We start from the raw sequence: 14,778 nt of genomic DNA on the forward strand, positions 1-14,778 counted from the left end.
ATTGAATATTTTGTTTATGAAGAAGTATGTATGGATGCTGGTATTGAGTTTCGGTTTTATTATTCCCGGAACCAATGCTCAGACGCATAACCTGGATTTAGAACATATCTACAATCCTACTGCCGATGCGAAGAAAGACTTAACAGCAGCGATTACACAGGCAGCAAAAGAAAATAAGCATGTGCTGGTACAGATTGGTGGTAACTGGTGTATCTGGTGCAAACGTTTTTACAAATTCACAGAAGAAGACCCAGAGCTGAAATCAGCTATGGAAAAGAATTATGTGGTATATCATCTGAACTACAGTAAGGAAAACAAAAACCTGCCTGTATTAAAAGAGTTAGGTTATCCACAACGATTTGGATTTCCTGTAATTGTTATTCTGGATGCAAAAGGCAATCGTCTTCATACACAGAATACCGGTTTATTGGAGTCAGCAGATTCATATGATAAGAAGAAAGTAGCGGAGATGCTGAAACAATGGAGTCCGGCTGCATTATTACCTTCTAATTATGTCAATGAATAAATAAAGTTATGGCCATAGAAAACGGCATCACTTACTTTGATACGGATGCTGTGCAATCTTTTATAAGATTTGCACAGCATCCGTTTAAGTTTTCGGCATTCATGTTCTGGAAACTTCCATCAGCATGGACTTCCGGCGTTAGATTGATATCGGTATCAGAAGAACAATGTGTAACAAGTGTACCGTATATGTGGCTATCGCAGAATCCATTTAATTCTACGTATTTCGCATGTTTGTCTATGGCCGCAGAATTAAGCACAGGACTGCCTGCGATGATGTATACCAAAAGTACCAAAGCACGTATATCCATGCTGGTAACAAGTATGCAGGCTGATTATATGAAAAAGGCAGTAGGTAAAACCTATTTTACCTGTGCGGATATTCCTGCTATGAAAGCAGCCATGGAAAAGGCAATCCGGGATAAGGAACCTACTTCAATTACCGTTCGTTCAGAGGGCAAAAATAAAGATGGCATACTCGTTGCCTCTTTTGCAATTACATGGTCATTTAAATCAAAGTAAATCTGTTCACAAAATATCCTAAGTTATGAAGATAGCATTTCATGGCGCCGCCCGTACAGTAACGGGGTCCAAGCACCTGATCACCTTGAAGAATGGTAAAAAAATCCTACTCGATTGTGGCATGTTCCAAGGGATGGGAAAAGAAACGGACGCATTAAACAGGGAGTTTGGCTTCGATCCGAAGGAAGTCACGTACATGGTGCTGTCTCACGCACATATTGATCATACGGGGCTTATTCCACGACTGATCAAGCAAGGCTATAATGGCCCTATCTATTGCACACCAGGAACCAGGGATTTGGCAGAAATCCTGTTATTGGATTCTGCAGAAATACAAGAAGATGATATCAAGTTTTCCAATAAGAAGCGCGCAAAAGAAGGCGCTCCTTATCTGCAGCCCTTATATACTGTGGATGATGCGAAGATGTCCATCGGATTTCTGAAGCCTACAGGCTATAACACCTGGACAAAGATAGATCCAGACATCCAGGTAATGTTTACCGATGCAGGCCATATCGTGGGCGCAGCAGCTGTGCATCTGCGCATAACAGAAAACGGCAAGACAGAGCAGATAACTTTCAGTGGCGATATTGGCCGTTATAACGATGCTATCCTGAAGTCACCCGCCGTTTTTCCACAGGCAGATTATATTTTGATGGAATCTACTTATGGTAGCACGCTGCATGCTGATGCCAAACCAGCTGATGATGAGTTGTTACGATATATTCAGCATACCTGCGTTGAAAAAGGCGGAAAACTGATTATCCCTGCATTTAGCGTGGGTCGTACACAAGAGTTATTATATGCCCTGAACAACGCGCAACTGGCCGGAAAGCTGCCAAGGATAGACATATTCGTGGATAGTCCTTTATCCACAGAAGCTACTGAAGTAACAAAAGAACATCCGGAAGTATTTAACAAACAGGTCTCTGATTTACTTAAGAAAGATAGTGACCCCTTTGATTTTCCAGGTTTACGCTATGTGAAATCAGTAGATGAGTCCAAGAACCTGAACTTCAGAAAGGAACCTTGCGTGATCATCTCTGCCTCCGGAATGGCGGAAGCAGGAAGGGTGAAACACCATATTGCCAATAACATTGACGATGCACAAAATACTATTCTTATCGTTGGTTATTGCGAACCTGAATCGCTTGGTGGTCGCCTGATGCGTGGCGCTAAAGAAGTATCCATTTATGGTACTCGCTTTGAGGTAAAGGCTGAAGTAGGCGTGATACGTTCTATGAGTGCACATGGCGACTATGAAGACCTGAGCCAGTGGCTTTCCTGCCAGGACCCAAGAGAAATTAAAAAACTCTTCCTGGTACATGGCGAGTATGAAGTACAACAGATTTTCAGAAACTGGCTGCATAAGAAAGGTTTCCTCGATATCGAAATTCCTTACAGACATTATGAGATTGGATTGACCTGATAAAAGTCTTTCTATACCCAATACATTTCGTGAAGCAGTGCCCAAAGCACTGCTTTTTCTTTTGCTTTTGATTCCGGTATACAGGACAAGTTCATTATCCTACCTATCTTTCCTGCTTATCATCTCCCTAAAAATCCAACTTACCAAGCTAAATCCACTGCGTGCTATAACTGGTTTGAATTTCGGCAGCAATATAATTGCAGTGAGCATCTTACTAAAATCAAAACACAAAATTATTTCATACATATCTGATACTTAATCTAAGTCCCATCAATTATCTTAACATTCTTAATTAATCCCTATATGAGTACCGAAACAGTAAAAAAGAAATCTCGCATTAAGTTAATCGTTGGCGCCGTAGTATTAATTTTTCTGATCTGGTTCTTTGTTGGTGGCGGTAAAGAGCAACAACAAAAAGAACTGGAAAAGCAAGCACACGAATCATTGCAGAGCATCCAGAACCAAGTTGCTGTTGATGCAGAACAGCAATACGAAATTGCTAAGAAGCAAGGTGATAAAATGCAGACCTATGTTCAGGCAGGACTGGTAGCTGCTGCTTATCTGCAGGCTAAGGATGAAGAAAACTACAATAAGTGGAAAGCGATTGAGAAAGAAGCTGGCAAGGAAGCTGGTATCTTTAAATAATTTACAGTACCTATTTTACCTAAAGTTATTGAAAAGGGCCGTCTCTATTGAGTAGAGACGGCCCTTTCGTTTATTGCCCAAGGCCAATTTGTTTCATAAATGATTGGTTATCCCAGAATAAATATTCTTCTGTCATCTTACCATCTTTCCAGTGGCCTATCGTTACCATTCCCAACTTAAAGGGCTTTCCTGTAGGTGGAATCGTTTTGCCTCCTCCTACAGGCATAGGCTTGGTAAACGTTCCGGTCATCTCTCCTATCACTGCTGTCCAGTCGCCTGAGCCAAAGCGAACCGGATGTGTTTTGATTTTTGTGTCTGGTGCAAATACGAACATAGGCTTCAGCATATCAATATGGGCAGGAAATAATCCGGTGGTAATAGCGCCATCAGGATAATACACTTTAATATCAGGTGCATGACTGATTGCCAACGAATCCCATTCCTGGCCTGAATAGAAGTCGAAATCCAGACTATCAAAGCGTTGCAGACGCATTGCGGTCATGGCCTTTTCATCACGGTATTGTTTTAGTTCAGATTGCAGCGAATCTACTTTAGCTTGTAGATGACCATCCCCCCCGTTTGTATTGCAGGCAGATAGTATGCAGATTGTTATCACGAGAACACCAATAAAACTTTTCATGATATGCAGTTTTTATTGATCGCTATAACAGCAATATTTACAGAATAGTTTTTGTCCACGCCTCTCCCTGCCCGGGTCAACCCTTGATTCGTCCAACTCAGGGACTTTCATTATGCCAAGCGCCTGCCACACAGCATTTTTGTGTCATAATCATTCACAAATAAACCTCTTGATATTATGAAACAGAAAACAACTACACTGATTTATTGGACAGGCGTCATTTTAACTTGCTTATGGTTTGGCGCCAGCGGTTTCTTTGAAATTACTGGCAACCAAATAGTATGGGGCATTACACAACAACTGGGTTATCCTCCTCATTTTATCTACATTCTGGGTATTGCGAAACTCTCTGGTATAGCGGTATTACTTGTACCAGGTAAATTATTAAGATTGAAAGAATGGGTATTTGCAGGTGTCTTTTTCGATATTCTCTTCGCCTTTGGATCCAAGATAGCAGTGCTGGGGCTTGCAGCTGCTACAGATGCCATTATCGCATTTATAATGGTATCAGTAACCTACATTATGTTTAGGAAATTATATAGGGTGGAAATCACGCCACGCACAACGGAGGCGGTGTTCAGTTAATAATTGGTTTTGCTGATAAAGCGGGTAATAGCCCGCTTTATTCTGTTGTTTTTCCCTTGATGATTTTAGCACGATGATGCTTTCCCCATTTAATCATTTCCAGGATGATATCTCCGAAAGAACGACAATAATCTGTGGCAGTATACTCCACGACTACAGGATAATCGGGGGTTACCGTTCTTTTTATCAGTTGGTTGGCCTCCATCTCTTTCAACTCCCGCGATAGCATACGGGTGGTAATACCCGGAATGCTACGCTCTATCTCCCGGAAACGATGGTTACCATTACAGATAGCATTGATAATAGGTAGTCGCCATTTTCCACCAATAACATAAATGGTGTCTTGAAGCGCTTGAACTTCATCTTTCTGATTACGAGGATTGGAAAGGACTTCCTTCACCAATTCCAGTCTTTTATCTTCTTTCATACTGGTATACTCTGTGATACTGGTTACAAAGTTATACCATCATCGGTATAACTTTGACAAAAATTAAAAATGCCATGAAAGGTTTAAATAATAAGGTGGCGATAGTCACCGGTGGAAACAGCGGCATAGGATATGCCACCGCAAAGGTTTTAAAAGAGCAAGGCGCTCATGTAATTATTACCGGCCGCCGCAAAGAAGCCGTGGAATTAGCAGGTCAGGAACTAGGTGTCACCGCACTGGTAGCTGATCAGGGCAATGTTAGTGATATTGAATTACTGGCTAAAAATATAGCAGCGCAATTTGGTAAGGTAGATATCTTGTTTATCAATGCCGGCATACTAGGTAGCGGCGCTATTGAAGATGCCTCTGAGCGTATATTCGACAGCGTTATGAATGTCAATTTCAAAGGTGCGTACTTCATGCTTAGCAGGTTCATTCCACTATTGAATGAAGGCGCTTCGGTCGTTTTTCTATCTTCTAACACTGCTCATATGAATCGCCCGAATGCTTCTATCTATTCTTCCAGCAAATCAGCGCTAAATGCCATTATGCGGATAGCAGCCATGGAACTGGCGCCTAAAAAGATAAGAGTGAATGCAGTGAGTCCGGGGCCAACAGAAACGCCGATACTTTCCAAACAAGGCCTGAGTGATCAACAGTTGAAAGACCTACATAATATCATTATTAACGAAGTACCACTGAAGCATATGGGTAAATCCGAAGATGTTGGGAAGATGGTGGCGCACCTTTGCAGTCCGGAAGCTGCTTTTATTACCGGAGCGGAATTTGTGATGGATGGCGGTATGAGCATAGCCTAATAAAAAAAGACCGTCTCTACCAAGTAGAGACGGTCACCTAAAAGAAGAGAAGAGTTACTTCCAACCACCCCCCAAATCTCTATAAACATTAACAACAGCATTCAGCTGATCTCTTTTTGTTTCTATCAGATCGAGTTTAGCCTCTAGCGCATCACGCTGTGTCATCAGTACCTCGAAATAATCTGCCCTGGCTGATTTGAACAGATCATTAGAGATATCGATGGATTTAGATAATGCATCTACCTGCTTAGATTTTATATCATAACTCTTATTCAGATTATTGATACTGGACAACTGGTTAGATACTTCCACATATGCGTTCAGGATAGTACGTTCGTAGTTGTACATTGCCTGAATCTGACGGGCGTTGGCACTGTTGAATTCTGCCGTAATAGCATTACGGTTGATCAATGGGCCAGCCAGATCTCCTGCGAGAGAAGATAACAGCGACTCAGGAAGTCGGAACAGGTAAGTAGGATTGAATGCCTGGAAACCCAGTGTAGCAGAGATGCCGAAAGACGGATAGAATTCTGCACGTGCTACTTTAACATCCAGTTTAGCAGCTGTCAGGTCCAGTTCGGCCTGTTTGATATCCGGGCGGTTGGCCAACAACTGAGAAGGAATACCTTCTTGTACCATTTGCGGCAGCAAGGCCAGGAAATTACTTTTATCCCTAGGAATTTCCTGTGGATAACGGCCTAATAACTGATTGATTTTATTCTCTGTTTCTTTGATCTGTTGCAGGATATCATATTCCATACTCTGCGACTTCAGCACTTCCGCTTCAAATTTCTTCACGCCCAACTCTGTAGCTCTTGCAGCTTCCTTCTGGATCTTCACGATATCCAGTGCATTTTTCTGCAGTTCTATTGATTGTCTGACGATCAGCAACTGATTATCCAGCGATAATAGTTCGTAATAAGAATTAGCAATTTCCGCGATCAGGTTAGTGATCACGAAGTTTCTGCCTTCTACTGTGGATAAGTATCTGGTAACTGCCGCTTTCTTGGCGTTATGGAGCTTTTTCCAAATGTCCACTTCCCAGTTGGCATAAGCGGAGATGTTATAGTCGCCTAATACTTCAGGAACTGTTTTACCTGGAGTGATTTCGGCAGAAGCATCACCAGCGCCCTGGCTGGTATACTTACCTACTTTTTCATAGCCAGCACCTATCCTGCCTCCTACTGTTGGCAGCAGTGCGGCTTTCTTAGAACGGATATCGTTTTTAGCGATTTCTATTTCCTGTAATGTGATCTGTAATTCCTGGTTATTCTTTAACGCAGTATCGATCAGGTTTACAAGATCTTTATCTGTAAAAAATTCCCTCCATTTGATGGAAGCAATGTTTGTAGAATCCTGTTTATCATTATAGGCTTGAGGCACATTTTTGTTTTCATTTACCTGAACAATTGCAGGCACTTTACAGCTTGCAATTGCCAGGCAAATTCCTAGTGCTCCAATACCTTTATTTATCTTTTGCTTATGCATATACTTTGTCCTCGATTTCTTCGGTTAATGGGTTTTCATCTTCCTTCTTCACCAGTTTACGTTTAGAGGCAATCGTTCCGAATATGAAGTACAATCCAGGAATTATCAGTACCCCGAAGATGGTTCCGAACAACATACCACCTGCAGCTGCAGTACCAATCGTTCTGTTACCAACCTTACCAGGGCCGGTGGCAAATACCAGCGGAATAAGACCCGCAATGAACGCAAAGGATGTCATGAGGATAGGACGGAACCTAACCTTAGCTCCTTCCATCGCAGCCTTCAATACAGAGATACCTGCTTCATGGCGTTGTGCGGCAAATTCCACGATCAGCACCGCGTTTTTACCTAACAAACCAATCAGCATTACCATCGCGATCTGCGCATAGATGTTATTTTCAAGACCCATTACTTTTAACAGGAAGAAGGCGCCGAAAATACCTGTAGGCAAAGAGAGAATTACGGCCAGTGGTAAAATGAAGCTTTCATATTGTGCAGAAAGAATCAGGTATACGAAACCAAGACAGATCAGGAATATGTATATCGCCTGATTACCTTGCGCTACCTCATCTTTTGAAATACCCGCCCAGTCGATACCATAACCTCTCGGTAATGTTTTCTTCGCGATTTCATTAATTACTTTGATCGCTTCACCGCTACTATAACCAGGTGCCGCAGAACCACTGATCTCAGACGCATTGTACATGTTGTGTCGGGTGTTCTCAGACAAACCATATACTTTTTTCATCTTCATAAATGCAGAGAAAGGCACCATTTCATCACGGTCATTCTTCACATATAATTTCAGGATATCCTCAGGCAAGGCCCTATATTCAGGGGCTGCCTGTACGATTACCTTATACTGACGATCGAATTTGATGAAGCTAATCTCGTAGTTACTACCTACCAATGTGGAAAGTGTATTCATCGCATTATCGATGGTAATACCTTTCTGCTGTGCCAGGTCGTTATCTACTTCCAGCATGTATTGCGGAAAGCTGGCGCTGAAGAAACTAAACACAGAAGCTAACTCCTTACGTTTATTCAGTTCTTTAACGAAGTCGTTACTTACCTGTTCCATTTTATGGGAATCTCCCATACCTGCCTTATCCAGTAAACGTAACTCAAAACCGCCAGCAGCACCGTAACCAGGTACAGCTGGTGGCTGGAAGAATTCGATGTTGGCGCCAGTGATATCCTTAGATTTTTCTTCCAGTTCATGAATAATTTCCTGTGCAGATTGTTTACGCTCATCCCAGCTTTTCAGGTTGATCAGACAGGTACCAGAGTTAGAGCCTGTACCTTCTGTCAATACTTCATAACCCGCCAGTGCAGATACGGATTTCACACCTTCTATCTTCTCCGCTATCTTCTGTAGTTTTTCAGAAACTTCGTTTGTCCTTTCCAGTGATGATCCCGGAGGTGTCTGGATAATAGCGTAGAACATACCCTGATCTTCATTCGGGATGAAGCCGGAAGGCACGCTGGCACTGAGGAAATAGGTACCGATACAGAATATTACCAGGATACCGAAGGTGATAACTCTTCTGTTGATAATGACTCCCAGTATTCGCTGGTATTTATTGGAAGCTCTGTCAAATGAATTATTGAACCCAGCCAGGAATTTATCTACAACTGATTTCTTCTTCGGCTTACCATGATTATTTTTCAGGATCATGGCGCAAAGTGCAGGCGTAAGCGTCAATGCTACCACACCGGAAAGGATAATCGCTGTAGCCATGGTAATGGAGAACTGACGGTAGAAGATACCTACAGGGCCCGACATAAATGCTACCGGAATAAATACCGCTGCCATCAGGAAGGTGATAGCCACGATAGCGCCGGCAATCTCTTTCATGGCTCGTTTCGTAGCCTTGAAAGGTCCTATATGTTCTTCTTCCATCTTCGCATGCACAGCCTCAATTACCACGATCGCATCATCCACAACCACACCAATAGCCAGTACCAACGCAAACAGCGTGATCAGGTTCAGCGTGATACCAAAGAACTGCATGAATACGAATGTACCAATCAATGATACCGGCACCGCCATGGTTGGAATCAGCGTAGAACGCCAGTCGCCCAGGAAGAGGAATACCACGATACCTACCAGGATAAAGGCTTCTACCAGTGTGTGTATAACCTTTTCAATAGAGGCATCCAGGAACTTGGATACGTCATAACTGATTTCATATTCCATTCCTTTAGGGAAGGAGTTGGCTTTAATCTCTTCCAGCTTCGCTTTTACGTCTTTAATAACCTGGTTGGCATTACTTCCGTAAGATTGTTTTAAAACCAAAGCCGCAGAAGGGTGACCATTCAGACTGGAATAGATATCGTACATGGAGCTACCAAACTCAATCTCAGCAACATCTTTCAGACGAAGGATCTCACCATTAGGATTAGAGCGGAGAATAACATTCTCGTATTGCTCTTTACTGTTGAACCTTCCGGAATATTTCAATACATATTCAAATGACTGGGATCTTTTACCAGAGCTCTCACCAGTTTTACCAGGAGATGCTTCCAGACTTTGTTTATCCAGTGCATCCATTACTTCATCAGCAGAGATCTTGTAAGCCAGCATCCTGTCAGGTTTCAGCCATATCCTCATGGCATATTCCCTGGAACCAAGGATATCCGCAAAACCTACACCGTCTACACGTTTGATTTCTGGCAGCAGGTTGATATCCGCAAAGTTGAAGAGGAATTTCTGGTCAGCCTTAGGATCCGTGCTGTAAAGGTTGATGTACATCAGCATGTTTGATTCTTCACGGCTGATCTTCACACCTTCACGTACTACCAGTGGCGGTAGTTTATTTACTACAGAAGCCACACGGTTTTGTACGTTCAATGAAGCCTGGTTAGGGTCTGTACCCAGGTTGAATACAACTTGGATGTTTGCCTCACCATCGTTACCGGCGCTGGATTCCATATATTTCATTCCAGGAACACCGTTGATCGCACGTTCCAGCGGAATAACCACAGATTTGATCATCAACTCACCGTTAGCACCAGGATATTCTGCTACTACGTTTACCTTTGGTGGTGAGATAGATGGGAATTGAGTTACCGGCAGCTGCGTAACAGCAATCACACCAAGGAATACAATGATGAGGGAGATTACTATTGACAGTACCGGCCTTTGTATAAACTTATTTAGCATTTCTCTACGTTATTGGTAATTGAACAACTACTCCGCTTTTAATCTCAGGTGAGAAATAATTTCTGCTGGTGCTTTATACTCAAAGCTGATTTTGTCATCATCTTTAGTTTTCTGCACACCTTCATAAAGGATCCTGTCTGTTTCAGCCAAGCCATCTGTAACTACGTACAGATCTGGCATACGACTACCTACAGTGATCAGTCTTGACTTCACATTACCATCTTTATCTACCAGGAAGACATATACTTTATCCTGTATTTCGTAAGTGGCTTTTTGTGGGATCAGTAAAGCATTTTTTAATGGCATGGTCATGAGTACCTTACCAGTTTCTCCGTTTTTCAGGAGCTTATCAGGGTTAGGGAACTTAGCTCTGAACGCGATGTTACCTGTTTCGTTGTTGAACTCCCCTTCTACAGTAGTCACTTCACCCGTGTATTTCAACTGGGTGTTATTTGCCAGCAGGAGATTTACTTTGTTATCACCACGACTTTTCATGTTCGTTTCATAGTCCAGGTATTCTGGCTCTGATACGTTGAAATAAGCGAACATCTGGGTGTTGTCAGACAGGCTGGTAAGCAGTTCACCATCATCTACAAGGCTACCAGGCTTTTTAGGGATACGGTCGATGATACCATCAAAAGGAGCCCTGATTTCAGTAAAGCCAAGATGAAGTTTAGCCATGGCTATTTCAGCTCTTGCCTGGTCCAGTTTCGTTTGAGCTACTGTTTGTTCGTTTTTAGAGATGATGTTTTTCTCTGCCAGCATTTTAGTATTCTGGAGCTCTACTTCAGCTGCTTTAGCTTCTGCTTCCGCTTTCAGTAATTCTGCCTCATACATTTTAGGCATCATTCTAAACAATACCTGGCCAGCTTTTACGTACTGACCTTCGTCTACCAGGATGGTTTGTAGATAACCTTTTTCCAGGGCACGGATTTCGATATTTCTAACAGATTTAATCTGAGAAACATATTCCTTCGTAAAAGAAGTATCCATACGTACAGGACTGGTAATCGTGTATTTACTGACTTCTTCTTTCTCTTCAGGTTTTGATTTACAGCTTGTGTAGCATAGTACCACAGACAAGCCGGCGAGCATGACAATTCTATTCATGATAATTAAAAAGGATATTATTCGACAAGTTGGTTGGAAGTAAAAAGTTTAGAGAACTTGCAGTAATTGAGTCAACGACTTGAGGAAAAGCATGGCACGGCAATGTGTAAATAAGATGGTTTCTAACTAAATACATATATACCAAGGTCTACATGCAAGCATGAGCCGAGACGATATATTGCAGGTCAGATTCTTAGAACACCTTGGAGTATATACTTACAGGATTCCTGTCCGAAGAAGGAGGACCGTGCTTTGAAGTATTGGTGTTGATTACTTAAACCAGCTGAAGAAGTCTGGTAATACGCTATGAGAAAGTATTTGAAAATTAGTTTGAACTTGGCAGCGAAGCCTTCCTGGTTATCATTCTCCTCTATATCTTCACTAACCATATATTGCTTGTCCTGGTATGGATTTTCATCATTAATAAAGATGAAATTCTGAGCAGGAGAGGCTTTGGTAACATGCTGTGTTCTATCCTGAAACTGAGTATGTGTATAGCTGATGCCATTGCGTTGCGTCTCCGCAAACAATCGTACATCCCCTCTAAAGAGAAGGAGGCACAGGCATACAAAAAATACTACTACTCTCATCTGTTCGCTAAGGCAATTAAAATGATATTAGAATCGGATTAGAACGTAAAACAATATCATAAAACGGAAACTTGAGACATGCGAATCAAACTTTAAGGAAGATTTAATATTTCCCGAGCGTATGCGGCGCTAACTTTGCAAAGTAAATTAATAAAGTTTCTTTACTATTTTTGGGGCGGAGATTCAGATCATGAGGATACAAACATTTAGTGCATTTCGGAGCCGTAACTATCGACTTTATTTCAGCGGACAATCCATTTCTCTTATAGGTACCTGGATGCAGAAAACGGCTGTCAGCTGGGTTATCTATGCTCAAACCCATTCTAAGTTCATGCTGGGGTTAACACTGTTTGCCAGTATGTTCCCTTCCTTCGTATTTTCTTTCCTGGGCGGCGTGGCGTCAGACAGATATAACCGATATAAGCTGTTGCTGGTGACACAGTTTGCATCGATGTTCCAGGCGGTATTGCTCACCTTATTGATCTATTTCCGTCATTATCAAGTATGGCAGATAATTGCACTAAGTGCTTTACTGGGATTGATCAATGCATTTGATGTTCCTGCCAGGCAATCCCTGGTATATGAAATGGTAGAAGATAAATCCGATCTGCCTAATGCTCTTGCATTAAATTCTTCCATGGTCAATCTCTCCAGATTGATAGGACCAGGTATTGCTGGTATCATTTTAGAGAAATTGGGAGATGATATGTGTTTTGCCCTAAATGCGGTTAGTTTCATTGCGGTGATCGGATCATTGCTAATGATGCGATTGCCGGCATATGAGGCTAAAAAGCGGCAAAAAAAGGTATTTACAGAGCTGAAGGAAGGATTGGCTTACGCCAAACAAACTACAGCCATTGCGCAAATACTGGTATTATTAGGCTTAATGAGCTTATTCGTACTGCCTTACACCACTTTGATCCCTGTATATGCGAAAGATATCTTTAAAGGCAGCGCCGCCACTTTTGGCGTGATAGACAGCGCCATTGGCCTAGGCGCTTTTCTGGGGGCTTTATATCTTGCTTCACTGAAACCAGGACATAACCTCCGCAAGATCCTGGCGATCAACACCATCATATTTGGTGTTGGATTAATATTCTTCTCACATACAACTATCTATCCTTTAGCACTGATCTTTGCTACTTTGTGCGGCTTTGGTATGATGTCGCAGATAACAATCAGTAACACCATTATCCAAACAACCGTCGATCCTTCCATGCGAGGAAGAGTTATCAGCCTCTATGCCATGGCCTTTTTCGGGATGCAACCGCTCGGCGGATTACTCGTTGGCACAATTTCTCAAACACTAGGCACACCAGACACGGTCATGCTGCAAGGCTTATTCACACTGGGTCTTGGCCTATATTCACTACAGCTGATCCGACGCAGACAACAGCAAATACAAGAGATTCCTGCAAAATCTTTTGCCGAAGTGAAGGAAAATTGACAAATATTACGATATTTGCACCCCGGTTCTTTGATAGCAATTGCTGACAGCAAAAAAAAATTCAAAAAAGTTGAAAATAAATTTTGCAGTTATAAACAAATGCCTATCTTTGCAATCCCAAAACGGAAACGCCGCGTTGGTCAAGGGGTTAAGACGCCTCCCTTTCACGGAGGAATCACGGGTTCGATTCCCGTACGTGGTACAAAAAATTAAAAAGCTGCTCTTCATCAGAGCAGCTTTTTTTTATCCCTATCACATCATCTTCTCTGCTATCTCTTTTATCTTATAAATTGTTCCTCTCCAATAAAATTCCAGGTGCTTACGTATAACCTCCGTAGGAAAATGATTAATAATAACCGTAAGCGCTGTTCCTCCTTCTTTTTCATTCAGCTCAAATCCAATCAGACTATAACTTTCCGCGACGTCCGGTAATCTCGATACAGAACTCAGGTGACTGTAAACAAGCCTTTTCTCCTGCTCCCACTCCATCACCATTCCCTTATTCTCAAAAGCAACATGATGAAAACCACTGATCCTGATAGCTGTATCCAACTCCCAGCTGGTTACTACACCTATCTGCATATCAGGAGTCCCCATCCACTCGGCCATCAATGATGTATCAGTCAAAACCCTCCACAGTATAGCTTTTGAAGAACCAACAGTTATTGTATGCGTATATTTTTCTGTCATATGCAGACGATTAAAGCGTTTTAAACGTTAATGTAAAATTTTCGACACGGACGCAGAACAGGAACTTTACAAGTGGCATATTACTTCCATGTAAAACAATCAAAAACTACCTATATGAAAAAAATCATCTGGCTATTGCTATTTCAATTAGTGCTATCACAAGCTTTCTCCCAGCCCGCCATCTACTTAGTAGCTAACTGCCAGGGCGAGAAACGCGCTATCCTCTTCAATGAACAACTAACCAATGTACTCTATACATCCTTCGGCAACTCCTTCAAGAAAAATGGCGTGATTAAGTACGCGGCTAATAATAAAATAGATAAGGATAGTCTCGATGCCGCAGCTGCTCGCCTGAAAGACGCTTTGCCAAAAGACTTCATGGAATACAACATTCCCGCTACAGCACTGAATTCACATCCTGATGAGCAAGGAAAAATCTGGTTCCAATATGTCATTACCGAAACAGTTAAAAACAAAACCAGGCTAATTGGCACGATCAAAGTCATATTCGCAGGAACAAATGCCGCCACCGTAAGCACAGACCCGAGGATTGAAGATATCACCATCTCCTCTGATCCACAGGATCTTAAGAAATACATGACTACTTTAAAACAGTTGAAAAAAGCCAATCACGTAAAAGCGCCATTAGCATCTCAAAAAGACGCTACAGCAGTGGCTTCAGCCAGAAGTTAACAG

At 42.1% G+C, this 14,778-nt stretch carries 15 protein-coding genes and 1 tRNA gene; 9 read left to right on the forward strand and 7 right to left on the reverse strand.

Annotated features, from left to right (window positions below; all coding sequences use genetic code 11):
* Nucleotides 1-16 precede the first annotated feature (16 nt).
* From ACE38W_RS19275 to ACE38W_RS19290, 4 genes are all read left to right on the forward strand, one after another.
* Nucleotides 17-526, forward strand: coding sequence for a thioredoxin family protein (locus ACE38W_RS19275; RefSeq protein WP_375833411.1), 510 nt, complete (start codon nucleotides 17-19; stop codon nucleotides 524-526).
* Nucleotides 527-534: 8 nt separating this feature from the next.
* Nucleotides 535-1,047 carry a DUF4442 domain-containing protein gene (locus tag ACE38W_RS19280; protein WP_375833414.1) on the forward strand — a complete coding sequence of 171 codons (513 nt, stop codon included), beginning with the start codon at nucleotides 535-537 and terminating at the stop codon, nucleotides 1,045-1,047.
* A gap of 25 nt (nucleotides 1,048-1,072) precedes the next feature.
* Nucleotides 1,073-2,476, forward strand: coding sequence for an MBL fold metallo-hydrolase RNA specificity domain-containing protein (locus ACE38W_RS19285; protein ID WP_375833417.1), 1,404 nt, complete (start codon nucleotides 1,073-1,075; stop codon nucleotides 2,474-2,476).
* A 303-nt stretch (nucleotides 2,477-2,779) separates the two neighbouring features.
* Nucleotides 2,780-3,121 carry a hypothetical protein gene (locus ACE38W_RS19290; protein ID WP_375833419.1) on the forward strand — a complete coding sequence of 114 codons (342 nt, stop codon included), beginning with the start codon at nucleotides 2,780-2,782 and terminating at the stop codon, nucleotides 3,119-3,121.
* A gap of 70 nt (nucleotides 3,122-3,191) precedes the next feature.
* On the opposite strand, the gene ACE38W_RS19295 is transcribed toward ACE38W_RS19290, so the two are convergent.
* On the reverse strand, nucleotides 3,192-3,761 hold the full coding sequence (locus ACE38W_RS19295; RefSeq protein WP_375833422.1) for an ester cyclase: 570 nt from the start codon (nucleotides 3,759-3,761) through the stop codon (nucleotides 3,192-3,194).
* Between the two features lie 177 nt (nucleotides 3,762-3,938).
* On the opposite strand from ACE38W_RS19295, the gene ACE38W_RS19300 reads away from it, so the two are divergent.
* A complete protein-coding gene (locus tag ACE38W_RS19300) occupies nucleotides 3,939-4,346 on the forward strand; it encodes a DoxX family protein (RefSeq protein ID WP_375833425.1) in 408 nt (135 codons plus the stop codon).
* Nucleotides 4,347-4,383: 37 nt separating this feature from the next.
* Here ACE38W_RS19300 and ACE38W_RS19305 read toward each other — a convergent pair whose 3' ends face one another.
* A complete protein-coding gene (locus ACE38W_RS19305) occupies nucleotides 4,384-4,773 on the reverse strand; it encodes a winged helix-turn-helix transcriptional regulator (RefSeq protein WP_375833428.1) in 390 nt (129 codons plus the stop codon).
* Nucleotides 4,774-4,847: 74 nt separating this feature from the next.
* On the opposite strand from ACE38W_RS19305, the gene ACE38W_RS19310 reads away from it, so the two are divergent.
* On the forward strand, nucleotides 4,848-5,591 hold the full coding sequence (locus ACE38W_RS19310) for an SDR family oxidoreductase (protein ID WP_375833430.1): 744 nt from the start codon (nucleotides 4,848-4,850) through the stop codon (nucleotides 5,589-5,591).
* 54 nt (nucleotides 5,592-5,645) lie between these two features.
* Here the strand turns inward: ACE38W_RS19310 and ACE38W_RS19315 are convergent, their stop codons facing one another.
* The 4 genes from ACE38W_RS19315 to ACE38W_RS19330 all read right to left on the reverse strand — a co-directional run bounded on the left by ACE38W_RS19315 (nucleotide 5,646) and on the right by ACE38W_RS19330 (nucleotide 11,945).
* Entirely contained in the window at nucleotides 5,646-7,079 is a 1,434-nt protein-coding gene (locus tag ACE38W_RS19315) for a TolC family protein (protein ID WP_375833433.1), read from the reverse strand.
* Entirely contained in the window at nucleotides 7,072-10,245 is a 3,174-nt protein-coding gene (locus ACE38W_RS19320) for an efflux RND transporter permease subunit (protein ID WP_375833435.1), read from the reverse strand. Before ACE38W_RS19320 ends, ACE38W_RS19315 begins: the two co-directional genes overlap by 8 nt.
* 27 nt (nucleotides 10,246-10,272) lie before the next feature.
* Nucleotides 10,273-11,355 carry an efflux RND transporter periplasmic adaptor subunit gene (locus tag ACE38W_RS19325; protein ID WP_375833438.1) on the reverse strand — a complete coding sequence of 361 codons (1,083 nt, stop codon included), beginning with the start codon at nucleotides 11,353-11,355 and terminating at the stop codon, nucleotides 10,273-10,275.
* 185 nt (nucleotides 11,356-11,540) lie between these two features.
* Complete coding sequence (locus ACE38W_RS19330; protein WP_375833441.1) at nucleotides 11,541-11,945, reverse strand: hypothetical protein; 405 nt, start codon at nucleotides 11,943-11,945, stop codon at nucleotides 11,541-11,543.
* Between the two features lie 190 nt (nucleotides 11,946-12,135).
* Here ACE38W_RS19330 and ACE38W_RS19335 point away from each other — a divergent pair, with 190 nt between their 5' ends.
* Nucleotides 12,136-13,392 (forward strand): MFS transporter, encoded by a 1,257-nt coding sequence (locus tag ACE38W_RS19335; RefSeq protein ID WP_375833444.1) that lies wholly within the window; start codon nucleotides 12,136-12,138, stop codon nucleotides 13,390-13,392.
* Nucleotides 13,393-13,522: 130 nt separating this feature from the next.
* Nucleotides 13,523-13,594, forward strand: a tRNA-Glu gene (locus ACE38W_RS19340).
* Nucleotides 13,595-13,644: 50 nt separating this feature from the next.
* Here ACE38W_RS19340 and ACE38W_RS19345 read toward each other — a convergent pair.
* Nucleotides 13,645-14,082: an SRPBCC domain-containing protein gene (locus tag ACE38W_RS19345; RefSeq protein WP_375833447.1), complete on the reverse strand. Its 438-nt coding sequence runs from the start codon at nucleotides 14,080-14,082 to the stop codon at nucleotides 13,645-13,647.
* A gap of 114 nt (nucleotides 14,083-14,196) precedes the next feature.
* Between ACE38W_RS19345 and ACE38W_RS19350 the strand changes: the two genes are divergently transcribed.
* The gene (locus tag ACE38W_RS19350; RefSeq protein WP_375833449.1) at nucleotides 14,197-14,775 is read left to right on the forward strand and encodes a hypothetical protein; all 579 of its coding nucleotides are present in this window, start codon (nucleotides 14,197-14,199) and stop codon (nucleotides 14,773-14,775) included.
* Nucleotides 14,776-14,778: the final 3 nt, after the last annotated feature.

This window comes from Chitinophaga sp. Hz27 (genome assembly GCF_042263525.1).
GTDB lineage: Bacteria > Bacteroidota > Bacteroidia > Chitinophagales > Chitinophagaceae > Chitinophaga.